Annotated in this window: 19 protein-coding genes; 16 read left to right on the plus strand and 3 right to left on the minus strand. The window is 70.1% G+C overall.

All coding sequences use genetic code 11. The annotated features are described in order from the left end of the window. The first annotated feature begins 71 nt into the window (after positions 1–71). From ACGF4F_RS03435 to ACGF4F_RS03460, 6 genes are all read left to right on the plus strand, one after another. Positions 72–2,558: a LamG-like jellyroll fold domain-containing protein gene (locus ACGF4F_RS03435; protein WP_357436106.1), complete on the plus strand. Its 2,487-nt coding sequence runs from the start codon at positions 72–74 to the stop codon at positions 2,556–2,558. Positions 2,559–2,664: 106 nt separating this feature from the next. Continuing rightward, on the plus strand, positions 2,665–3,729 hold the full coding sequence (locus ACGF4F_RS03440; RefSeq protein WP_357436108.1) for an ABC transporter substrate-binding protein: 1,065 nt from the start codon (positions 2,665–2,667) through the stop codon (positions 3,727–3,729). Continuing rightward, positions 3,729–5,255, plus strand: a complete 1,527-nt coding sequence (locus ACGF4F_RS03445) for a sugar ABC transporter ATP-binding protein (RefSeq protein WP_357436109.1) — start codon at positions 3,729–3,731, stop codon at positions 5,253–5,255. The genes ACGF4F_RS03440 and ACGF4F_RS03445 overlap by 1 nt, the downstream gene beginning before the upstream one ends. Then, a complete protein-coding gene (locus tag ACGF4F_RS03450; protein WP_357436110.1) occupies positions 5,248–6,210 on the plus strand; it encodes an ABC transporter permease in 963 nt (320 codons plus the stop codon). Before ACGF4F_RS03445 ends, ACGF4F_RS03450 begins: the two co-directional genes overlap by 8 nt. Beyond that, complete coding sequence (locus tag ACGF4F_RS03455) at positions 6,207–7,232, plus strand: ABC transporter permease (RefSeq protein WP_393074475.1); 1,026 nt, start codon at positions 6,207–6,209, stop codon at positions 7,230–7,232. The genes ACGF4F_RS03450 and ACGF4F_RS03455 overlap by 4 nt, the downstream gene beginning before the upstream one ends. Positions 7,233–7,468: 236 nt before the next feature. Beyond that, complete coding sequence (locus ACGF4F_RS03460; protein WP_357436114.1) at positions 7,469–9,715, plus strand: penicillin acylase family protein; 2,247 nt, start codon at positions 7,469–7,471, stop codon at positions 9,713–9,715. Here ACGF4F_RS03460 and ACGF4F_RS03465 read toward each other — a convergent pair. Continuing rightward, the gene (locus ACGF4F_RS03465) at positions 9,697–9,918 is read right to left on the minus strand and encodes a hypothetical protein (protein ID WP_357436116.1); all 222 of its coding nucleotides are present in this window, start codon (positions 9,916–9,918) and stop codon (positions 9,697–9,699) included. The two genes, ACGF4F_RS03460 and ACGF4F_RS03465, sit on opposite strands and share 19 nt — an antisense overlap. A 99-nt stretch (positions 9,919–10,017) precedes the next feature. Between ACGF4F_RS03465 and pdxY the strand changes: the two genes are divergently transcribed. The 3 genes from pdxY (at position 10,018) to ACGF4F_RS03480 (ending at position 14,101) form a co-directional block, all read left to right on the plus strand. After that, positions 10,018–10,869 carry a pyridoxal kinase PdxY gene (gene pdxY, locus ACGF4F_RS03470; protein ID WP_357436118.1) on the plus strand — a complete coding sequence of 284 codons (852 nt, stop codon included), beginning with the start codon at positions 10,018–10,020 and terminating at the stop codon, positions 10,867–10,869. A 100-nt stretch (positions 10,870–10,969) separates the two neighbouring features. Then, on the plus strand, positions 10,970–12,478 hold the full coding sequence (locus tag ACGF4F_RS03475; protein ID WP_393074478.1) for a pyridoxal phosphate-dependent decarboxylase family protein: 1,509 nt from the start codon (positions 10,970–10,972) through the stop codon (positions 12,476–12,478). Positions 12,479–12,775: 297 nt separating this feature from the next. After that, complete coding sequence (locus tag ACGF4F_RS03480) at positions 12,776–14,101, plus strand: phospholipase D-like domain-containing protein (RefSeq protein WP_357436122.1); 1,326 nt, start codon at positions 12,776–12,778, stop codon at positions 14,099–14,101. A gap of 417 nt (positions 14,102–14,518) precedes the next feature. Here the strand turns inward: ACGF4F_RS03480 and ACGF4F_RS03485 are convergent, their stop codons facing one another. Then, complete coding sequence (locus ACGF4F_RS03485; protein ID WP_357436124.1) at positions 14,519–15,520, minus strand: WYL domain-containing protein; 1,002 nt, start codon at positions 15,518–15,520, stop codon at positions 14,519–14,521. A 70-nt stretch (positions 15,521–15,590) separates the two neighbouring features. Here ACGF4F_RS03485 and ACGF4F_RS03490 point away from each other — a divergent pair, with 70 nt between their 5' ends. The 7 genes from ACGF4F_RS03490 (at position 15,591) to ACGF4F_RS03520 (ending at position 20,760) form a co-directional block, all read left to right on the plus strand. Continuing rightward, positions 15,591–16,391 (plus strand): DinB family protein, encoded by an 801-nt coding sequence (locus ACGF4F_RS03490; protein ID WP_357436126.1) that lies wholly within the window; start codon positions 15,591–15,593, stop codon positions 16,389–16,391. Between the two features lie 2 nt (positions 16,392–16,393). Next, complete coding sequence (locus ACGF4F_RS03495; protein ID WP_357436128.1) at positions 16,394–17,080, plus strand: alpha/beta hydrolase; 687 nt, start codon at positions 16,394–16,396, stop codon at positions 17,078–17,080. Between the two features lie 152 nt (positions 17,081–17,232). After that, positions 17,233–17,799: a GNAT family N-acetyltransferase gene (locus tag ACGF4F_RS03500; protein WP_357436130.1), complete on the plus strand. Its 567-nt coding sequence runs from the start codon at positions 17,233–17,235 to the stop codon at positions 17,797–17,799. 178 nt (positions 17,800–17,977) lie between these two features. Then, a complete protein-coding gene (locus ACGF4F_RS03505; RefSeq protein ID WP_357436131.1) occupies positions 17,978–18,625 on the plus strand; it encodes a hypothetical protein in 648 nt (215 codons plus the stop codon). A 244-nt stretch (positions 18,626–18,869) separates the two neighbouring features. Beyond that, the gene (locus ACGF4F_RS03510) at positions 18,870–19,730 is read left to right on the plus strand and encodes an aldo/keto reductase family oxidoreductase (protein ID WP_357436132.1); all 861 of its coding nucleotides are present in this window, start codon (positions 18,870–18,872) and stop codon (positions 19,728–19,730) included. Positions 19,731–19,900: 170 nt separating this feature from the next. Then, entirely contained in the window at positions 19,901–20,188 is a 288-nt protein-coding gene (locus ACGF4F_RS03515; protein WP_073838320.1) for a DUF2277 domain-containing protein, read from the plus strand. A gap of 107 nt (positions 20,189–20,295) precedes the next feature. Next, complete coding sequence (locus tag ACGF4F_RS03520) at positions 20,296–20,760, plus strand: hypothetical protein (RefSeq protein WP_357436134.1); 465 nt, start codon at positions 20,296–20,298, stop codon at positions 20,758–20,760. Positions 20,761–20,849: 89 nt separating this feature from the next. On the opposite strand, the gene ACGF4F_RS03525 is transcribed toward ACGF4F_RS03520, so the two are convergent. Beyond that, the gene (locus ACGF4F_RS03525; protein WP_357436136.1) at positions 20,850–22,661 is read right to left on the minus strand and encodes a glycoside hydrolase family 15 protein; all 1,812 of its coding nucleotides are present in this window, start codon (positions 22,659–22,661) and stop codon (positions 20,850–20,852) included. Between the last annotated feature and the right edge of the window lies 1 nt (position 22,662).

Genomic DNA, 22,662 nt, shown 5'->3' on the forward strand with positions numbered 1-22,662 from the left:
GCTCCGGCCCGCTGCCCGGGCGCTCCGGCCTGCCCTCTCACGCCATGCTCGTGAGAAAGGGGCCCTGAACGATGAGAAGAGCAGCCACCGTGCTGGCCGCCGTGGCCTGCGTGCTCGGCGGCGTGCCAGGGGTCGCGCGCGCCGAGGCGACCTGGCATCCGGGCACACCACCGATCGCCACGCCGTGGACCGGCCAGGTGTCGCCGGACAACGCGCTTCCCGACTACCCCCGTCCGCAGCTGGTCCGTAAGAGGTGGGAGAGCCTCAACGGGGTCTGGCAGTTCGCGGGGGCGCACGAAGGCGAAGCTCCGCCGATCGGCGAGCAGCTCAGCGAGCGGGTGCTCGTGCCGTACCCGATCGAGTCGGCGCTGTCCGGCATCCAGCGGCACGAGGACCGGATGTGGTACCGGCGCACGTTCGGCGTGCCGGCGAACTGGCGGATCGGCGGCGACGAGCGGCTGCGGCTCAACTTCGGCGCCGTCGACTACGACGCCACGGTCTGGGTAAACGGCGTCAAGGTCGCCACCCACCGCGGCGGCTACGACGCCTTCAGCGTCGATGTCACCGACGCCCTGCACGGCCGGGGAGCCCAGGAGTTGGTGGTCGGCGTCGAGGACCGCACCGACCAGACCTGGCAGCCGGTCGGCAAGCAGCGCAACCGGCCCGACCGCGGCATCTTCTACACCTCGTCCTCCGGCATCTGGCAGAGCGTGTGGATGGAGCCGGTGTCGGCGAGCCACGTCGAGCGGCTGCGGATGACCCCGGACGTCGACGACGCCAGCCTCCGACTCACCGCGCAGGTCGCCGGCGGCAGCGGCCGCACGGTCGAGGCCGTCGCCTACGCCGGCAACAAGGTCGTCGGCCGCGCGTCCGGGCCGGCCGGCGCCGAGCTGCGCGTCCCGGTGCCGAACCCGCAGCTGTGGTCGCCCGACTCTCCGTACCTCTACGACCTGCAGGTGCGGGTGCTGGACGGCCGGAAGGAGGCCGACCGGGTCGAGTCCTACTTCGGCATGCGCGAGGTGACCAAGGTCAAGGGCGCCGACGGCAAGCTTCACCTGGCCCTCAACGGCAAGATCCTGTTCAACATGTCCACCCTGGACCAGGGCTTCTGGCCGGACGGCATCTACACGGCACCGACGGACGAGGCGCTGCGCTTCGACATCGCCGAGACCAAGCGGCTCGGCTTCAACACGATCCGCAAGCACATCAAGGTGGAGCCGGACCGCTGGTACTACTGGGCCGACCGGCTGGGCCTCATGGTGTGGCAGGACATGCCGGCCATGCGTACGGGGGGTATCCCGCCGGTCGACGCGCAGCAGGAGTTCGAGCGGCAGCTGAAGGAGATCGTCGCCGAGCACCAGAGCTGGACCTCGATCACCGTCTGGGTACCGTTCAACGAGGGCTGGGGCGAGTGGGACCGCTCGGCGACCGGGCGGATCGCCGACGAGCTGCGGGCCCAGGACCCGAGCCGGATGGTCAACGCGCACAGCGGCGTGAACTGCTGCGACTCCAAGGGTGATTCGGGGCGCGGCGACATCGTCGACTTCCACCAGTACGTCGGACCGGCCTCGCCGGTGCCCGGCGGGGACCGGGTCGCCGTGGACGGCGAGCACGGCGGCTTCGGTCTGAAGGTCGACGGCCACATGTGGTTCGGCGACGGCCACGCCTATGAGATGACACCGGACAGCGCCACGCTCACCCGACGCTACGTGGAGAACCAACGTGACCTGCTGACCGTGGCCAACCGGTGCGGGCTCTCCGGCGCCGTCTACACCCAGACCACCGACGTGGAGCACGAGGTCAACGGCTTCTACACCTATGACCGCCAGGTCCAGAAGATGGACTTCGACCGCGTCCGGGACGTCAACCGGGCCATCGTCCGCTCGGTCGACGGCACCGGCGCGAACGCCCCGCAGCTGCCGCCGGGCACGCCCGGGCTGACCGGGGTGGGCTGGTGGCCGCTGGACGAGGGCGCCGGCACGGTGACCGACGACAAGGCCGGCAACCACGACGGGACGTTGGTGAACGGCGCGACCTGGACCACCGGCCACTCCGGCGCCGCGGTGCAGCTCAACGGCGTGAACCAGTACGTCGACACGGGTGCCGCGATCCTCGACACCACCGGCAACTACTCCGCGTCGGCATGGGTCAAGCTGGACAGCCGCGGCGGGTTCGCCACCGCGGTCAGCCAGGACGGCGGCAGCCACAGCGCCTTCTTCCTGCAGTATTCGGGCGCGGACAACCGGTTCGCGTTCAGCTTCGCCGGGGTCCGGGCGCTCGCTCCGGCCGCACCCGAGACCGGCCGCTGGTACCACCTGGTCGGCGTGCGGGATGCCGCTGCCGGCACGTTGACGCTCTACGTCGACGGTCAGCAGGCTGGCACGGCCAGTTCCTGCCTGGGCGAGGCGTCCAGCGGACCGACCGTCATCGGGCGGGCCAGGTTCAACGGCGGCCCGGTCGACTACTGGCGCGGCGCGATCGACCAGGTTCGGATCTACGACCGCGCGCTGTCCGCCACCGAGGTCGGTCAACTGTACGCCTCCGGAGGCCTGCGGTGAGGCGAATCCGCCTCCTCGCCGTCGCCGCCGCGGTGCCCACCGCGGCGGCGACGGCCCCCGACCCCATCCCCGCTGAGTGAGAACCGCCTCGGGAAAGGAAGCCTTCATGTCCAGGACATCCGGATTGGCGGCGGTCGCGCTGGCCGCCCTGCTCGCCACCGCGGCGTGCGCCAAGGGCGAGGACAGCGGCGATACGCCCGCACCGGCCGGCAGCGCAGGCCAGCAGGTCGTGCAGAGCCAGGGCGCCGCCGGCCCGACCTGCACCTTGCAGAGCTTCGGCGGGCAGAAGTTCGACCTGAAGAAGGACGTGGTCGGCTTCTCCCAGTCGGAGAAGGAAGCCAACCCGTTCCGGATCGCCGAGACCAGGTCCATCAAGGACGAGGCCGCAAAGCTCGGCATCGCCAACCTGCGGGTCACCAACGCGCAGTCCCAGTTCTCCAAGCAGATCTCGGACGTGCAGCAGCTCATCGCCCAGGGCGCCAAGCTGCTGGTCATCGCGCCGTTGAACTCCGACGGCTGGGAGCCGGTGCTGAGGCAGGCGGCGGAGAAGAAGGTCCCGATCATCACCATCGACCGCAAGATCAACGCTCAGCCGTGCACCGACTACCTCACCTTCATCGGGTCGGACTTCTATCAGCAGGGCGAGCGGGCGGCCGACCAGATGATCCAGGCCCTCGGCGGCCAGGGTGAGGTCGCCATCCTGCTCGGCGCGCCCGGCAACAACGTCACCACCGACCGGACCAAGGGCTTCAAGGACCGGATCCAGGAGAAGGCACCGGGCATCACCATCTCCTTCGAGCAGACCGGCGAGTTCACCCGGGAGAAGGGCCAGCAGGTCACCGAGCAGCTGATCCAGTCCCGCCCGGGCACCAAGGGGATCTACGCCGAGAACGACGAGATGGCGCTCGGGGCGGTGACGGCGCTCAAGGGCGCGGGTAAGTCGCCCGGCCAGGTCAAGATCGTGTCGGTGGACGGCACCCGCGCCGCCGTGCAGGGCATCGTCGACGGCTGGCTGTCCGCGGTCGTCGAGTCGAACCCACGCTTCGGGCCGCTCGCCTTCTCCACCACGCAGAAGTTCCTGGACGGGGAGGGGATCCCGGCCACGGTGATCATCAGCGACCAGGAGTACACGACGGCGAATGCCAAGGAGAGCCTGGGAAACGCGTACTGATGGCGACCGCGGTTCTGGAGGCCCGGGGAATCTCGAAGGGGTTCCCCGGGGTCCTCGCCCTGGACGACGTGTCCTTCCGGCTGGATGCGGGGCAGGTACATGCCCTGGTCGGCGAGAACGGCGCCGGCAAGTCGACCCTCATCAAGGTCCTCACCGGCGTGTACCGGCCGGACCGGGGGACGCTCCTGCTGGGCGGCGAGCCGGTCACCTTCGACCACCCCCTTGCCGCCCAACGGGCCGGGATCTCGACCATCTACCAGGAGGTCAACCTCGTCCCGCAGATGAGCCTCGCGCACAACCTGCTGCTCGGGCGGGAACCGCGCAGCCGGCTCGGGGTCATCGACATGACGCAGCTGTACGTCGAGGCCGAGCGCGTGATGACCCGGTACGGCATCCGCATCGACGTGCGCCGGCCGCTGCGCTCGCTCGGCATGGGCACCCAGCAGATGGTGGCGCTCGCCCGCGCGGTCTCCATCGACGCCCGCGTGGTGATCATGGACGAACCAACCTCGGCCCTGGAACCGCGGGAGGTGGACACCCTCTTCGGCGTCATCGCCGGCCTGCGGGCGCAGGGCATCTCGCTGATCTACGTGAGCCACCGCCTCGACGAGCTGTACCGGATCTGCGACCGGGTCACCGTGCTGCGCGACGGCAGGGTGGCGCACGCCGGACCGCTCGACGAGCTGCCGCGGGTGGATCTCGTCGCGCTGATGCTCGGCCGCGACCCCGCCGAGATCCGGCGGGAGGGGGCGACGAAGTTCTCCGGCGAGCACACCGCCGCAGCCAGCGGGCCGCTGCTGGAGGCCCGATCGCTGTCCCGCCGACCAGCCCTGCGTGACGTGTCCGTGCAGGTCCGTCCCGGCGAGGTGGTGGGCCTGGGCGGGCTGCTGGGCGCCGGGCGCAGCGAGACGGCCAAGGCGATCGCGGGTGCCCTCCCGCTCGACGGCGGTACGGTGCTGGTGGCTGGGCAGGAGGTGCGCCGCGGTTCTCCGGCGGCCGCGATCCGGGCCGGCGTCAGCCTCGTCCCCGAGGACCGCAAGGCCGAGGGCATCGTGCCGACCCTGTCGGTAAAGGACAACATCGCGCTGGCCGCCCTGCCCCAGCTGTCCCGGTCCGGAGTGGTGTCCGACGCCCGGGTTGACCGGATCGTCGACAGCTTCATCCGGCGGCTCCGTATCAAGGCCGCCTCCCCAGACCAGAAGGTCGCCGAGCTGTCCGGCGGCAACCAGCAGAAGGTCCTGCTGGCCCGCTCGCTGGCGACCGGCGCGAAGGTGCTGCTGCTCGACGAGCCGACCCGGGGCATCGACGTCGGGGCCAAGGCCGAGGTGCAGGCACTCATCGACGAGTTGGCGGCCGAGGGGCTCGGGGTGCTGCTGATCTCCTCCGACCTGGAGGAACTCGTCGAGGGGGCGGACCGGGTCGTGGTCCTGCGCGACGGCGCGGTCGCGGGCGAGCTGAGCGGGGATCAGGTTACGGAAGAAGCGATCATGGCAACGATTGCCGCGACAGGAGAGACCGATGGCTGACCTCGCGGTCGCGCCGCGCGCCTGGGGCGGGCGGGTACGCCTGCTCGCGTGGCTGCAGGAGTACGGCGTCTACGTGTCGGTGCTCGCGCTCCTGCTCTTCAACGTGGTGTTCACGCCGCACTTCCTCGAGGTGGCGAACTTCCGGACCCAGCTGATCCAGGTGGCGCCCGTCGTGATCACCTCGCTCGGGATGGCGCTGGTGATCGGCACCGAGGGTATCGACCTGTCCGTAGGTTCGGTGATGGCGCTCGCCTCGGCGGTGGTGGTGCTCTACCTCGGGTACGGCGCTCCGGTCGCGATCGTCGCGGCCCTGATCGGCGGCGCCGCCGTCGGCGCCGGCGGCGGCGCGCTGGTGGCGTACGTGGGGGTGCAGCCCATCGTGGCGACGCTGGCACTGCTGGTGGGCGTACGCGGCCTGGCGAACGTGCTGGTGCCGCAGCTCACCGAGTTCCGCAACCCCACGCTGATCACCCTCGGCAGCCGGTCCGTGCTCGGCCTGCCGCTGGTGGTCATCATCGCGGCGGCGCTCACCGTGCTGGTCGCTTTCCTGGTCAAGCGCACCACCTTCGGCCGCCAGCTGGTCGCCGTGGGTGGCAACCGGGCCGCGAGCCGGCTGTCCGGCCTGCCGGTACGACGCGTCCTGGTCACCGTCTACCTCATCTCCGGTCTACTCGCCGCGGTGGCCGGGGTGCTGGCCACGTCCCGGCTGCAGGCCAGCGACCCCACCTCGCTGGGCCTGCTCATGGAACTGTCCGCGATCACCGCCGTGGTCGTCGGCGGGACCCCGCTCACCGGCGGCCGGGTCCGGGTGCTCGGCACCGTGCTGGGCGCCCTGCTCATCCAGCTCCTCCAGGCCACGCTCATCAAGCACAACCTGCCGCAGTCCTGGACCCAGATGGTCCAGGCGGTCATCATCCTGGCCGCCGTCTACGCCGCCCGAGGGAGGCGCGCATGACCACCACCATCGCCGACGCGGACGCGGACGCGGACGCCGGCGCCGAGGCGCGGCGCCGGCCGGGCGCACTGCGCCGTGAACGGGTCGGTCACCTTCTCCAGCATCACGGCGCGCTCATGGTGCTGGCGGTCACCGTCGTGGTCGGGGCCGTCGCCTTCGACTCGTTCGCCACCCCACAGAACGCCGCGAACATCGTGGTGTCGTCGTCGTTCCTGGCGATCGTCGCGATCGGGATGACCTTCGTCATCATCAGCGGCGGCATCGACCTCTCCGTCGGCTCCTCCTTCGTGCTCGCCGGGGTGCTGGCCGCCTACGGCTCCCGGTACGGGCTGCTCGTCGCGTTGCTGCTGCCGCTCGCGGTGTGTGGCGCGATCGGGCTGGTGCAAGGGCTGATCGTGGCGCGCACCGGCATGGCGCCGTTCATCGTGACCCTGGCGGGCCTGCTCGGCATGCGTGGCCTCATGCTCGCGGTCTCCGACGAGGGGGCGAACACCTACCTGGTGCAGAACGACGCCTTCAGCGCGCTGGGCCAGGCGTCCGTCCTCGGCCTCACCGCGCCGGTCTGGATCACGCTAGGTCTGGTCCTGCTCGGCGGCGTGCTGCTGCAGCGCACCGGCTTCGGGCAGAAGGTGTATGCGATCGGCGGCAGCGAGGAGGCCGCGGTGCTCATGGGCGTGCCGGTCGCCCGGGTCAAGGTCCTCGTCTATCTCATCTCCGGACTGCTGGCCGGGTTGGCGGGCGCCCTCAACGCCGCCCGCCTGTCCTCCGGCGTCACCATCCTCGGCGCCGGCATGGAACTCGACGTCATCGCCGCCGTGGTGATCGGCGGCACGCTGCTCACCGGCGGCGCCGGCGGGCTCACCGGGACGATGGCCGGCGTGCTGCTGCTCGGCGTGATCCAGAGCCTGATCAATCAGATCGGCGTGCTCACCTCGTCGTTCCAGCAGGTCGTCAGCGGCGCGTTTCTCGCTCTGGTGGTGGTCCTGCAGCGGATCCTGCACCGGGCGCAGCGACTGTCCTGAAGGCGGTATGCGTCGCTGGTCCACTCGCGATCGGCCGCGACTCCACTCGCGACGGATCTCGATTGTCACGAGCATGTCTCGCAGGTCAAATAGCTGTTGATCTCTATTGCCACGCCGCCCGAGCGAGTGGTACGCAGTTTGGGCCAGGTTGATCCCCAAGCGGTCAGGAGGCGGCGATGACCGTTGTCCTTCGCTGGCCGAACGGCGGCTGCTGCCCCAGAAAGGTGGACCCATTCATGAACCACGCGCAGAACGAAGGGCTGAGCCGACGCCGCATCCTGGGCGGGGCTGCCGGGCTGGCGGCGGGAGCCGCGGCCGTCGCGGCGGGCCTGCCATCCGGCAGCGCGTCCGCCGCCCCCGCGCAGAACGCGCCCGACCTCGCCCGCTGGCGTAGGCAAGCTGCGCACGTGACGATCACGCGCGACGACTGGGGCGTCCCGCACGTGGTGGGCAAGACCGACGCCGATGCCGTGTTCGGGATGATGTACGCCCAGGCCGAGGACGACTTCAACCGGATCGAACGCAACTACCTGGTGAGCCTCGGCCGCCTCGCCGAGGCCGAGGGCGAGAGCGCGATCTGGCAGGACCTGCGCCAGCGGCTGTTCATCGACCCCGAGGCGCTGAAGGGGGACTACGCGAAGAGCCCGGCCTGGTTACGCGAGCTGATGCAGGCCTGGGCGGACGGCCTGAACTACTACCTCGCGACCCACCCCGAGGTGCAGCCACGCGTGATCAACCGGTTCGAGCCGTGGATGCCGCTGAGCTTCTCCGAAGGCAGCATCGGCGGCGACATCGAGCGGGTGCCACTCACCCAGCTCGAAGCCTTCTACGGCAGGCGCGCGGTGCCGATGACCGATGAGGAGCGCGGGCTGCTGTTCCGCGAACCGAGCGGCTCGAACGGCATGGCGATCGCGCCGAGCCACACCCGTGACGGCCATGCGCTGCTGCTGATCAACCCGCACACCAGCTTCTTCTTCCGCTCCGAGCAACATGTGACGAGCGGCGACGGGCTCAATGTCTACGGCGCCGCCACCTGGGGGCAGTTCTTCATCTACCAGGGCTTCAACGCGAACACGGGCTGGATGCACACGTCGAGCGGCGTCGACAACGTCGATGAGTTCGCCGAGACGATCGTGACCGGAGCGGACGGCAGCCGCTCCTACCGCTACGGCAACGAGCTGCGGCCGTTGACGACGAAGACGATCACATTGTCGTACCGCACCGCGGAGGGCGGGCGGGCGCAGCGCAGCTTCACCACCTTCGCCACCCACCACGGCCCGATCGTGCGTGAGGCGGACGGCAAGTGGATCGCGTTCGCGCTGATGAACAAGCCCGTCGAGGCGCTGCAACAGAGCTTCCTGCGCACCAAGACGCGGGACTACGAGGACTTCATCCAGGTGGCGGGCCTCAAGGCCAACAGCTCGAACAACACGCTCTTCGCGGACTCGACGGGCGAGATCGCCTTCCTGGTGCCGCAGTTCATGCCGGTCCGAGACGATCGCTTCGACTACCGCAAGCCCGTCGACGGCAGCGATCCGGCAACCGACTGGCGCGGGCTGCACAGCCTCGGCAGCCTGCCACAGGCGGTGAATCCGGAGAATGGCTGGGCGTTCAACACGAACAACTGGCCCTGGACCGCGGCCGGCGCGGACAGCCCCAAGGCCGCCGACTATCCACGCTACTTCGACCAGGCCGGCGAGAACCCGCGTGGGCCGCAGGCCATCCGGGTGCTGAGTGCCCGGCGGGACTTCACCCCGCAGACGCTGATCGCAGCCGCCTTCGATACGTATCTCACCGCGTTCGCCCGGCTGGTGCCGGGGCTCGCCGCAGCGTGGGACAAGCTGCCGGAGGGCGACCAGCAGAAGGCGAAGCTCGCCGCGCCGATCGGCCTGCTGCGCGGCTGGGACTATCGCTGGGGTGCGCAGTCAACCGCGACGTCGTTGGCCGTGTTCTGGGCCGAGGCGCTCTGGGCGCCCCTGGCCCAGGCGGCGCGAGATGCCGGTATGTCGATGTGGGACTACCTCGCCGAGCGCGCCACCGATGCGCAGCGGCTCGCGGCGCTCGAGGCGGCGGTGGGGCGGCTGACCCAGGATTTCGGCAACTGGCAGGTGCCCTGGGGCGAGGTCAACCGGTTCCAGCGCAACGACGGGGCGATCGTCCAGACGTTCGACGACGCCAAGCCGAGCAGCCCGGTGCCCTTCACCTCCGCGCAGTGGGGCTCCCTCGCCTCGTTCGGGGCACGGCGCTACCCGGGCACGAAGCGCTACTACGGCACCAGCGGCAACAGCTTCGTGGCGGTCGTGGAGTTCGGGCCGCGGCTGCGCGCCTGGGCGGTGACGGCGGGGGGCGCGAGCGGGCATCCCGACTCGCCGCACTTCAACGACCAGGCCGAACGGTACGCGAGTGGCGACCTCCGGCCCGTCTACTTCTATCCCGAGGAGCTCAAGGGGCATGTCGAGCGGAGCTACAAGCCGGGCAAGTGATCAGTCGCCAGCGAGGAGTTGATCGGCAAGCCGCTCCGCCGCGCTGACCCGCCCCTATGGTCTTCGTCGATGCCGATGCGCGTGCTGGCCACCCGGTCCGTGCGCGCGTCGGCGTCGGCGCTGATCCGGGCCACGACCGTGGCGAGGGAGGTGTCGTCCGGCCGCCAGGGCTCCGCCGCGCCGACCTGCTCGGCCTCGGACACGTCACGCAGGGCGCGGTGTCTCGGCGGCCCGGAGTGGGTCAGCCGACAGAAAGCCCGGGTAGCGCGTAGCGGACCGGCGGGAACCGCCATGATGAGCAGGTGAAGATCCTCTCCATCCAGTCGTCGGTCGCCTACGGCCACGTCGGCAACTCGGCGGCCGTCTTCCCCCTTCAGCGGCTCGGGCACGAGGTCTGGCCGGTACTGACCGTCCACTTCTCCAACCACACCGGGTACGGCGCGTGGCGCGGGCCGCTGCTCGCGCCGGTCGACGTGGCCGAGGTGATCGCGGGCATCGCCGATCGCGGGGTCCTCGGCAGCGCCGACGCGGTGCTGTCGGGCTACCAGGGCGACCCGGCGATGGGCGCGGTGATCCTCGACGCGGTGGACAGGGTCAAGGCGGCCAACTCGGACGCGGTGTACTGCTGCGACCCGGTGATGGGCGACGTGGGCCGCGGCCTGTTCGTCCGGCCGGGCATCCCGGAGTACCTGCGGGACGTCGTCGTCCCGCGCGCGGACATCATCACCCCGAACCAGTTCGAGCTGGACTTCCTCGCCAGCCGGAGGACGAACTCGCTCACCGAGTTGCTGGCGGCGGTCGACGTGGTCCGCGAGACGGGGCCACGGCACGTCCTGGTCACCAGCGTGCTCCACGGCGACGTGCCGGCGGGGTCGCTGGAGGTGGTGGCCGTCTCCGACGAGGGCGCCTGGGCGGTGACCACACCGCTGCTGCCGATCAACCCGAACGGCGGCGGCGACGTCACCGCGGCGCTGTACCTGGCGCATCTGTGGACGACGGGCTCGCCCGCGACAGCACTGGAACGCACCATCGCCTCCGTCTTCGCCGTACTCGAGGCGACCCTCGCGGCGGGCACCCGGGAGCTCCAGCTGATCGCCGCCCAGGACGCGATCGCCGAGTCGCCAACCACGTTCACCGCCCGGCGGCTGCGCTGACGACGTCCATCGGCGCCACGGGTGCCGTGCGGCGCGGTCAGGGCTCTCGCGCTCCGGAGTGGGCGACCGCCAGGAGGTGATCCGAACTACTCTCCAGCCCATGACTTCGATCTCACCGGACAGGCGCGGCGTCGACTCCGCCCTGGACCCCTCGGCGGAGCAGATCCGGGACATGGGTGCGCGCGCCGTCGAGTGGATCGCCGCCCACCACGACTCGATCCGGGACCTGCCCATCGCCCCGCGCACCTCCGCCGCCGCGCTGAAGGAGCTGCTCGCCGAGCCGCTGCCCGTCGAGGGTCGGGACTTCACCGACCTGCTCACCGTCTTCCGTGAGGTGGTCGTCCCCGGCAGCCGGCACAACGGGCATCCCCGCTTTTTCGGGTACGTCTCGGCACCAGGCACCGCGGTCGCCGCAGTGGCCGACCTCCTCGCGTCGGCGCTGAACCCGAACCTCACCGCGTGGCGGTCGGCGCCGGCTCCCGTCGAGCTGGAGCACGTGGCCATCGACTGGATCAAGGAGGCCCTGGGCTGCGACCCGGGCGCCGGGGGCCTGTTCATGAGCGGCGGCTCGATGGCCAACTTCACCGCGCTCGCCGCCGCACGACACCGGCACTGCGGCGAGGCGGTCGCCACCCACGGCGCGGCCGCCCACCCCGCGCCGCTGCGCGTCTACGCCTCCACCGAGACCCACCACTCGATCCACAAGGCCGCCGCGCTGCTCGGCATCGGCCGCGCGAACGTCCGCGAGATCCCGGTGGACGCCCGCTTCCGGATGGACGTCGACGCCCTGGTCCGCGCCATCGAGGAGGACCGGGCCGCCGGGGCGGAACCGCTCTGCGTGGTGGCGAACGCCGGCACCGTCGTCACCGGCGCGGTCGATCCGCTCGCCGAGATCGCGGCGGTCGCCCGGCGCTACCGGCTGTGGATGCACGTCGACGCCTGCTATGGCGGATTCGCGCGGCTCGCTCCCTCGGCCCGTCCGCTCTTCGACGGCATGTCGGAGGCCGACTCGATCGCCCTCGACCCGCACAAGTGGCTCTACCTACCCGCCGACTGCGGCTGCCTCATCTACCGCGACCCGGAGGGGGCGCGGCCGGCCTTCAGCCTGGACGCCGACTACACCCGCGTCATGCAGACCGAGCCCGCCGAGGCCTTCGCCTTCTGGGACTACGGACCCGACCTGTCCCGGCGATTCCGGGCGCTCAAGGTCTGGATGGCGCTGGCGCACGCCGGTTCGCGAGCCGTCGGCGACGCGATCGAGGGCAACCTCGACTGCGCCCGCCACCTGGCCGACCTTGTCGACGCCAGCGCCGACTTCGAGCTGCTCGCCCCGGTCGAGCTCTCCATCTTCTGCTTCCGCTACCTGCCGCGCACCGCACCTGCCGGCCCACGGTCCGAGGCCGACGAGGAGGAACTCGACCGCCTCAACGAACGGATCATGGTGGCGTTGCAGCAGGCCGGCAGCTCGTACCTGTCCAACGCGACCATCAACGGCCGCTTCGCGCTGCGCGGCTGCGTGCTCAACTACCGCACCACCCGCCGGGACATGGAGATCCTGCTCGACGACGTACGCCGCGCTGCCGAGCAGGTGATCGAGGAGACACGCTGACGAATCACGGAGTTGCCGGCGGCGTGACGGCTCGCCACTCTCGCCGAGGCCTCCGGTGCCGCCGCGCAGATCACCGATCGTGCCGGCGACTCCCGCACCTTTTCACGCTCCTTCCACAGTGCTTCCACCATCCGCCGGCACATTCGAAGTCAGTCAATGTCAACGGCCGTTTCCGGCGGCGGGGTGACCGGGTCCCGGTGGCAGGTGATGCCCGCCGCGACCCCTGGATCACGGGGAAGGACTGATCACCGTGCAATCGACATCGTGGATGGCCCGGACGAGGGAGTTGAGTGCCGCATGACCAGAAAACCGTATCTGCGCGGCCTCGCCATGGCCGCCGCCGTGCTGACGGCGGTCTCGCTGCCGGCGGCCCCGGTCGCGGCGGGAACCGCCGCCGAGGCAGCCGCTCCCGCCGCGGCGGCGGTGGTCCCCATCGCCGCCGGCGAGGTCCACAACTACGCCTGGTTCAACAGCAAGCAGGAATTCCCCGACATGCACAAGGGGGTCGGCGCCCACGTGGCCCGGCTCATCAACGCGACGCCGACCGGGGCGACCCTTTCGCTCACCCTCTACTTCTTCAATCGTCAGGAGGTCCTCGACGCGCTCAAGGCCGCCGCGGCGCGTGGGGTGCGGGTACGCATCGTCATCAACGGCAGCCAGGTCTGGGCCGGGGACGCCTTCTACCAGGCCCTCAAGGCGACCCCGTCGATAAGGGTCGTGGAGTGTGGCACGAGGCGCCCCGACAAGCAGTCGACCCGCGGCTGCATGACCGACCGTACGGGGTCCCCGTTGAACAACCCGCCGCTGCTGCACGACAAGTTCATGACGATCTCCAGCGTGCGGCTGGCGGGAGGTGGAACGGCGAGGAACGTCCTCTACGTCTCGTCGGCCAACCTCGACTACTACGCGGCGTACGAGGATGCCATCACCATCAGCCACGCCGGCCTGTACGCGGACTACCTGCGCTACTTCAACGACCTGATGGCGCACGGCAGGTCAGGGGCGAGCGACGACAACGCGGGCCGGACCTACGCCGCCGGCGCACACCGCCTCTACACCTTCCCGCGCCGGGAGGCCGCCGGCAGCACCGCGCGCAGCGGGAGCAACGACCCGGTCGTACGCATTCTCAAGGGCCTCAGCTGCTCCAGTTCGACGAAGGTCGACCTGGCGAACTTCCGGATCCAGCGCCGGGCCGTGGTGAACGAACTCATCGCCGCACGTAAGCGCGGGTGCCAGGTCCGGATCGTCACCGGCGCCAAGTCCGGGGCCCCGCACGACAAGGGTAAACCCATGGCCGCGTTGGTGGACCTCGCCAGGGCCATGCCCGTCCACCTCTGCGGCTACACGGAGAACGAGAAGGGCGAACAGCAGGGCATCCCGATGCACGAGAAGTTCATGATCATCCGTCAGGGTGCCCAGTCGACGCTCTACCTGGGCAGCCACAACCTGACGTACCGGGCGCTGCGGCAGAACGACGAGAACATCCTGGCGCTGCGTAACCACCCGCTCGCCACGCCGTTCCAGCGGCGGTTCGAGTCCCACCACAGCACCTGCTGGGTCTACAACCCGCCGGCGGGCGTCGCCTTGACGCCGAGCGACGCCGACGACGAACCCACCGCCTGAACACGAGGAGCCGGCGGCTGAAGCCTCCCGGCGTCCGGCGGGGGTGGCCGGCCGGGTGCCTGATGCCCACTCCGCCGGCACCGCCGCGCCAGGGCCGACCGTCCGCGGTCGGCCCTGGCGCCGCTGACCGCTGATCGTTCCCCGGGTAGCGCTGTCGGCCGGCCCTTCGGGCGTGATCTTCGACGTGGTACAGGTGGACGTCAAGCTGACGGGGTCTCTTCTTGGGCCGGGTCAGCCGCCGTGGTTGTATGGCGCGCCGACGGTGTAGAGCAGGGTGGCGAGCGCGGCCAACGCAAGAGCGATTCTCAGCTTCATGGCACTCGATGCTATGCATTGACGGACATCGACCGCTTCGGCGGTATCGGTGGCGGCCTGGCGCTGTTCGTATGCCGATGCCGGATGATCAGGTAGCTGGATTCATCGATCAGTGGTCGGCGTATCCTCCGACATCGCTGTCGAGGGTCGGTCCGCCAGGGCGGCAGCGAAACGCGCCGCGAGCGTCGCGATCGCGGCACGGAGCTCTTGTCCGCCAACAACGCGGAAGGCGAACGGCACACTCGCCAACCACTCCTGGGCATACATCACCGGATTGCTCGTGCTGCCGACAAGCACGCACCCGTCTCCTGATGGTTCCAGCCGTCCCATGGGAGGCCGGATCCACGGGGCCACCTCAGCCGGTGGAGCGTCGAACACCACATGGGTGGGGAACTCCCACCCCATGCCCAGGTTCTCCTCCAGCGCGGCAACCGGGTCGAGGTCGTCGGGCGGCTCGAACTCGCGCGTGGTCTGCTGGACCGCGCGGACCCGGTCAACGCGGTAGGTGCGGATCGCGTCCGCCCGATGGGAATGACACAAGAGGTACCAGCGCCCGTGGCGGACGACGACCGCCCAGGGGTCCACCTCGGCGTCCCACTGGTTGCCGGTCTCGCTCCGATACGTGACCAGCACGCGGCGTCGGGCCGCGACGGCAGCGACGAGTGCGCTGGTGGTGGCGGGATCTGGACGGGCCGAGTACCGGTCGGGCGCGGCCGACGCATGCTGCCGCAGCGCGGCCGCTTGCCGGCCGACGCTCTCGGGCAGGGCCTGGATGACCTTGCTGAGGGCAGCACCTACGAGGTCGTCGACGTCGGCGGCGGCCGGCTGGCCGTCGAGCACCGCCATGACCAGACCAAGCGCCTCGGCCTGCGTGAAGATCACCGGGGGCAGCCTCGTCCCGCGCCGGAGCCGGTACCCGCCGTGAGGGCCCCGAGCCGACTCGACGGGGATGCCCGCCTCCCGGAGGATCCCGACGTACCGGCGCGCGGCCCGCTCCGTGACACCGAGCCGCTCGGCGAGTTGGTCGGCGGTCGTGCCGGGGCGGGTCTGGAGGATCTCGAGGGCACGTAGTGCTCTTGCGGTGGGGCTGGGATCGGTCGGCACACGAGCAGGCTAGGAAATCACGAGATGAACCGGAAGTGGATCGTCCGGAACTGGCCCTAGCGTGATGTCCGTGACCGAGTTCCGCGAGCAGGACCTCACCGGAGCGCGCTTCGAGCGCGTGAGCCTCCGAGGCGCCACGTTCACCCAGGTGGCACTGAACGACGCCAGCATACGCGCAGTCGACCTCACCGGGGTGCAGGTCCGCGGAGCCCTGTTCAACCGCTGCCGAATGCGCGGCGTCGAGCTGGTCGACGTCGAGATCAGCGGCGAGCTACAGAACGTCGTCGTGAACGGCGTCGACATCGCGCCGCTCGTCGACGCCGAACTGAACCGTCGCATGCCAGACCGGATGCGGATGCGCCCCGACGACAGCGACGGGTTCCGTGCGGCGTGGGCAATCCTGGAGCGGCTGTGGGAGGGCACCGTCGCGCGGGCGAGCGCGTTCCCCGAAGCGGCGCTCCACCGTAGCGTCGACGACGAGTGGTCCTTCATCCAGACCCTGCGGCACCTCAACTTCGCCAGCGCTGCCTGGGTGGACCGGATGATCCTCGGCAACGCATCGCCATGGCACCCGTTGGACCTGCCGTGGGACGAGGCGCCCGGTTGGGACGGCATCCCCTGGGACCGGGAGGCACGACCCTCGCTCGACGAGGTGCTCACGGTCCGACGCGAACGCCTGGACAGAGTCGGTCGCGTCATGGCGTCGCTCACCGACGAGCAGCTCGCCGCCGAGGTGACTTGCACCGAGCCGGGATGGCCCCGGTTTGACCGCTTTCCCGTCAAGGAATGTCTCCGCATCGTCCTCACGGAGGAATGGGAGCACCGGCGCTATGCCGAACGTGATCTGACCGCACTGGAAGAAGGGAACTGATCATGGAGATCGTGCTCGCCGCTGGCCTGTGGCTCGACGGATCCGTCTGGGACGACGTCGCTTCCGCACTCGAGTCACTCGGCCATCGCCCCGTACCGCTCACCCTCCCCGGCCAGGGTGACGGATCCGCGTCCGCCACGCTCGACGACCAGGTGGCAGCGGTCGTCGCCGCCGTGGACTCGGCATCGGGAAAGCCGATGGCGGTGGGGCATTCCGCCGCTTGCACCCTGGCTTGGCTGGCCGCTGAGGCGCGACCGGAGCAGGTCGGCAAGGTCGTCCTCATCGGGGGCTTCCCGTCCACCGACGGGGAGGCCTATGCGAACTTCTTCGAGCTGAAGGATGGCGTCATGCCCTTCCCCGGCTGGGGACCATTCGAGGGGCCAGATTCTGCGGACCTCGACGAGGAGGCCAGGCGAGCCATCGCGTCCGCGGCGATTCCGGTCCCCGAGGGAGTGGCCAAGGGCGTCGTGCGGTTGGCCGACGAGCGGCGGTTCGATGTCCCGGTCGTGCTCGTGTGCCCCGAGTTCACCCCTGCCCAAGCCAAGGAGTGGATCGAGGCCGGTGACGTGCCCGAGCTCGCGAAGGCCAAGCACCTCGACTTCGTCGACATCGACTCCGGCCATTGGCCCATGGTGACCAAGCCGGTCGAACTCGCCCGGCTCCTTGCCGCAGCGGCTGCCGAGGTCTGACCGCCGCGGCGCGGTGGCTGGACACCCGACCTGCCCTGGCTTTGGCCACGTTGCTCGAAGTCACGGCAGTGCATCGACCGACCCGGCAGCCAGCGGTTGTCGGCGTTCAGGTCGCGAGCCGGGACGATGTGACGCGCGAGAGGATCCACCCGATGTCATACACGATCCGACCCCTGGACGCCTCGACGTGGGACGCATTCGCGGAGCTTGTCGAGCGCAACAACGGCATCTTCGGTGGGTGCTGGTGCATTGGCTACCACCCGGAGTGCGGCCAGAAAGGGATCAGCTACCGCGCGGCCAAGGAGGACCGGGTCCGGACAGGCCGGGCTCACGCCGCGCTCGTCCTCGACGAAGACGGCACCGCGCAGGGGTGGTGCCAGTACGGCAGCCCCGAGGAACTACCGGGCATCAAACACAGGCGCGAATACGACAAGGATGCACCGCCGCGCCCGGACTGGCGGATCACCTGCTTCTACGTCGACAAGAAACATCGCCGCCAAGGCATCGCCCGGGCGGCGCTGGAAGGCGCCCTCGACCACATCGCCCATGCCGGCGGTGGCCTCGTCGAGGCCATCTCCGAGGTGACCACCGGCCGTGAAGCGCCAGGCCGTTTCCTGTTCAGCGCGACCGTCGAACTGTTCGAGCAGTTCGGATTCACCCGCGGCCGGCAGGTTGGCAAGCACGCGTGGGTCGTGAGCACAGTGGTCGATGCGGTGTGAACTTCCGCTTCCCTAGCCTGCTCGAAAACTCGTGATCATCACCGCCGCCGCCCGGCTACCATCCCCGGTGATGGCGGAGTTCGTGCATATCACCACGGCGCGATCGGCTCGACGCATCGCGCGTTCGGGAGTCGCCGCGCGCAGCCGCGGGCGGGCCGGCGGACGGGGCGTGTACTGCATGCCCGTACTGCCGTCGTTCACTCTCACCTACCAGTGGGTGCGCGAGCTGCGGCGTTGGCACTCGGGCGTCCTGGTTGCGGTGCAGCTGCGGCTGCCCGACGACGAGCCGGTCACCGTCGGGCGCTACACTGCCCCACCCCGCGAGGCCACCGCCGCACAGGCGGTCGCGGCGGTGCGCGAGTTCGACGATCCGCGCGGCTACGAGGTGTTCGTGCCCCGCGCGATCGTCGTCGCCGAGGTGCGCCGGATCCGTGACGTTCCGCAGGGAGTCGGTTGGCGGTACCTGCCGGCGGCCCACGGCCGGCGGCCCTGCCCGTGTCCCGTCTGTCTGCCGCGCGGGGGGTACAAGGTGGCCAACCTGCGCCGCCGGTTCCCCTACGACGAGCCGCCCAGACCGAAGAGCGAGCTGATGACGCGGCTGCGGGGGGCGTCCACCGCCGACGAGATCATCGACGTGCTCGGCGAACTGGGCCGCGGCCGGCGCGGCGGTGCCGAGGAGCTGGCGTACCTGGCCGATCATCCCGATCCGGACGTACGCGACACGCTCGAAGACATCCTGCGGGCGTACCGCGGCCGCGAAGCGCGGCGACTACGCGAGCGGTTGCAGCTCAGCGGCTCATCGGGGTCAGATCAGAACAGCTGCTGATCTCCGTGCCGCCCAGTCGGGGCTCATAGCATGTCAGCCAATGGCTAACCGGGGTCGAGTGTCGCCCGGAGCCGCCTGGCACCGGCCAGGAGGGGAACCGCATCAATATGTGACTCCGAGACCGATCATGTCGGCGCCGGCGCCAGCGACCGCGCCGAGGATCGCCGGCTGGACAAGCGCCGCGGTTTGGTGGCGGCGTCGGCGGGAAGCTCACGAATTTGCGACCACATGGAGAGGGATTCTCGTGACATCGACGCTTCCCGGCGGGACGTTCCCGCTGGGGGATTTGACGGTCGCCCGGATGGGGTACGGCGCGATGCAGTTGGCCGGCCCGCACGTCTTCGGCCCGCCGGCCGACCGCGACGCGGCCGTGGCCGTGCTGCGCGAGGCCGTCGAGCTGGGTATCAACCACATCGACACTGCCGACTTCTACGGCCCGTACGTCACCAACGAGATCATCAGGGAAGCCCTGCACCCATACCCGGACGATCTACGCATCGTGACGAAGGTCGGATCATTGCGTGACGCCGAGGGAAACTGGCCCCGAGCGCTCGCTCCCGAGCAGCTGCGCCAAGCCGTGCACGACAACCTGGACCACCTCGGGCTCGACGTGCTCGACGTTGTCAACCTGCGCGTCGGCGGGTTCGACCGGCCCGCTCCCGGCTCGATCGCCGAGCCGTTCACAGCCCTCGCGCAGCTGCAGCAGGAGGGCCTGATCAAGCATCTCGGTCTCAGCACGGTCAACTCTGAACAGCTCGCCGAGGCACAGTCCATCGCGCCGGTCGTGTGCGTGCAGAACTACTACAACATCGCAAACCGGGACGACGACACCCTGATCGGCTCCCTGGCCGCGCAGGGTATCGCCTACGTGCCCTACTTCCCGCTCGGCGGCTTCTCCCCACTGCAGTCGGAGGAACTGAACGCTGTCGCCGCCCGCCTCGACGCCACACCGATGGCCGTCGCGCTGGCTTGGCTGCTCAAGCGCTCCCCGAACATCCTGCTCATCCCCGGCACCTCATCCGTCGCGCACCTGCGCGAAAACGTCTCCGCTGCCGCGCTGCCCCTTCCCGAGGACGCGCTGACCGAACTCGACCGGATAGGTTGACACTCAGTGGCCGATCTCGGTCAACGCCGCGCTGCGCGAGATCACCGCGAGCCAGCTGGCGATTTCCTGCGGTCAGCGTGGCAGCTCAGGCAGTAGCCGCACAGCGACGCAGACCCGAAACGAAGCTCCAGGGAAGCTCGCGGTGGCCAAGGCCGTGGCATCGTGGAGGCATGTGCCGGAACATTCGAGTGCTCCACAACTTCGAGCCGCCTGCGACCGATGACGAGATCGAGGCGGCCGCCATCCAGTACGTGCGCAAGGTCAGCGGCGCGACGCGGCCGTCCGCGGCCAACGAGGAGGCGTTCGACGAGGCGGTCCGCGCGGTCACCGCGGCCACCCGGACCCTGCTGGACAGCCTCGTGACGAAGGCGCCTCCCCGCGACCGCGAGGTGGAGGCCGCGAAGGCCAAGGCGCGCGCGGCTGAACGGTACGGGGTTCGAGCGACGGCCTCGGGCTGACGGCCAGGGCGGGCGGATCAGGGTCAGCTTCAATCTGGTCCGGCCGCCATCGATACAGCCAAGGGCAGCCGAAGCCAATGTCGCACCCGCGTGGTGGAGTACTCGCCATGGGCGTGCTGTTTGACTACTTCCGGGCAGAGGATGACGCTGCGGCTGTCCGAATGATGGCGGATCTCGGTGGCGGGCCGGCCGCCTTCAGCGGAGACGGCGCAGCTGTCGATGCGATTGACCTCAAGGGCATCGAGCCGGCAGTGACCCTCGGCAAGCTCGTGAGCTTCGTTCGAGGTGTCGACTGGGAGGTGAACCTGGTTGATCTCAACCTGCTGTGGAGCGTGGACGACCAGGAAGGACCGTGGCTGATGTCTCTCGACCGCGCCACGCGGGACGCCCTGGCCTCGATCAACGACGGGCAAGTGCGTGAGTTGTCGGCGCGATGGGGCCGGATCGAAGAGCTGGCGTGGAGCGGCCCGTTGCCTGAGGACGAGATGGTGCCCGTCATCAAGGAGGTCGCCGCCCTTGCCCGGCGTGCGCGAGACGCGGGCGAGGACCTGTACTGCTGGTGCTGCCTGTGACTCGTGCAAATGAGCCGCTCGCCGCCTCATCGGAGGAGTCGCGGACGTAGTCGCTCTGGTCTCGCGCTGGCGAAGGGCGTTTCCAGCGGTCAGCCGGATCCAGGCACATTTGCGGGGGCGTCTCGAATTGCCAGTGCGGCCTGGACGAGCGCCGCGTGGGTCAGCGTCTGGGGGTAGTTGCCGAGGTGGGCGCCGGTCGCGGGGTCCAACTCCTCGGCGTAGAGGCCGAGTGGACTGGCGTGGTGGAGCATGGTCTGGAACAGTTCCTCCGCCTCGATGCGGCGTCCGGTACGGGCGAGGGCTTGAACGAGCCAGAACGAGCACGGCAGGAACGCGCCCTCGTTGCCGGGGAAGCCGTCACGCCCCGGCGGGTAGCGGTAGAGGAGCGGACCGCCGGCGGAGAGCCGGTCCCGAATGGCGTCGATGGTGCCCCGGACGCGGGGTGAGTCGATGCTGTCCATGTCCAGCAGCGGCAGGACGAGCAGGGCCGCGTCGAGGTCCTGGGAGCCGTAGCTGCGGACGTAGCTGCCCATCGTCGGGTCGAAGCCGTGCGTCCGGACCTCGGCGGCGATGGCATCTCGTGCCTTCTGCCAGCGTCGACGTTGGCGGTCCGGCAGCGGGTGGGTGTCGGCGATGCGCAGTGCCCGGTCCAGGGCGAGCCAGCCCATCAGCTTGGAATGCACGTGTTGGGCGGGCGAGCGGACCTCCCAGATCCCGGCGTCGGGCTCCTGCCAGCACCGGGCGACCAGGTCGGCGAAGCCGCGCACCGCCCGCCACGTCTCCGGGTAGAGGAGGTGCCCGGCCTGCGCGAACGCCCAGGCGGCGTCGATCACCCAGCCGTAGCCGTCGAGTTGGTGTTGGCCGGTGGCGCCGTTGCCGATCCGCACCGGGGCGCTGTCGAGATAGCCGGGCCAGCCGGGCATTTCCCGTTCCGCTGGTACGTGGCGGCCGTGCAGGGTGAACACTGCCGGCAGGCGTGGCCGCTGCAGTCGGCTGGCGTGCAGCAACCAGGCGAGGAAACCGTGGGCCTCCTCGGGTTTGCCGACGCTGAGGAACGCGCTGACGCCGATGCTGGCGTCCCGGGGCCAGACATAGCGGTAGTCCCAGTTCCGTATCCCGCCGGGATCCTCGGGCAGTGATGTCGTGGGTGCGGCCACCGGGGCTTGCGACGGCGAGTAGGTCAACAGCCGCAGGATCAGCAGGCTTCGTGCGACGTGGTCCCGGAAAGGCAGCGATTCGTCGATTTCGGCGGTCCAGGCCCGCCATCGGTTCTCGTCCTCGAGGAGCAGTTTCCAGGCTGCTGCCGGCTCGACGTGGATCAGCGGTTCGCGGTGGGCCACGGCCAGCACGAGAGTGACCGGACGGCCTGGCCCGACCGTGATCGAGGCAGACCGACCCGGTTCGATGGTGAGCCTGGGTGCGCTGCCCAGCGAGACCGCCAGCGACCCCCACTCACACACCAGGGCCTGGCGCCGCTGGTGGACTCGGGGCCGGCGGTGCCGTACGCCGAGGCGGGGATCGAACTCGATGACGGCGTCGACCGTTTCCTCCTCGGCCGACAGGCGCCGCACGATCAGTGTCGTGGGCAGCAGGTGGCCTCTGATCTCGGCCACCATGCCCTCGGTGAGGGTGAGGCGGCCGTTGCCGACCGCCCAGGTCGTCTCCAGGGTGGCGGTGTTCGGCCGGTAGCGCCGTTTGACGACTGCGGCCGGCCGGGCCGGCCCGACCCGGAACGTGCCCGCCTCCGGGCCCCCGACCAGCCGGCCGAACAGGGGCTCACCGTCGAAGCGGGGCACGCAGAGCCAGTCGAGTCGGCCGTCACTGGCGACGAGGGCGGCGGTGCGGGTGTCGCCCAGCAGGCCGTAGTCGCTGATCGGCGCCGAGGGCGGAGGGCTCGTCACG

The sequence above is a fragment of the Micromonospora sp. NPDC047740 genome (assembly GCF_043204735.1).
Taxonomy (GTDB): Bacteria; Actinomycetota; Actinomycetes; order Mycobacteriales; family Micromonosporaceae; genus Micromonospora.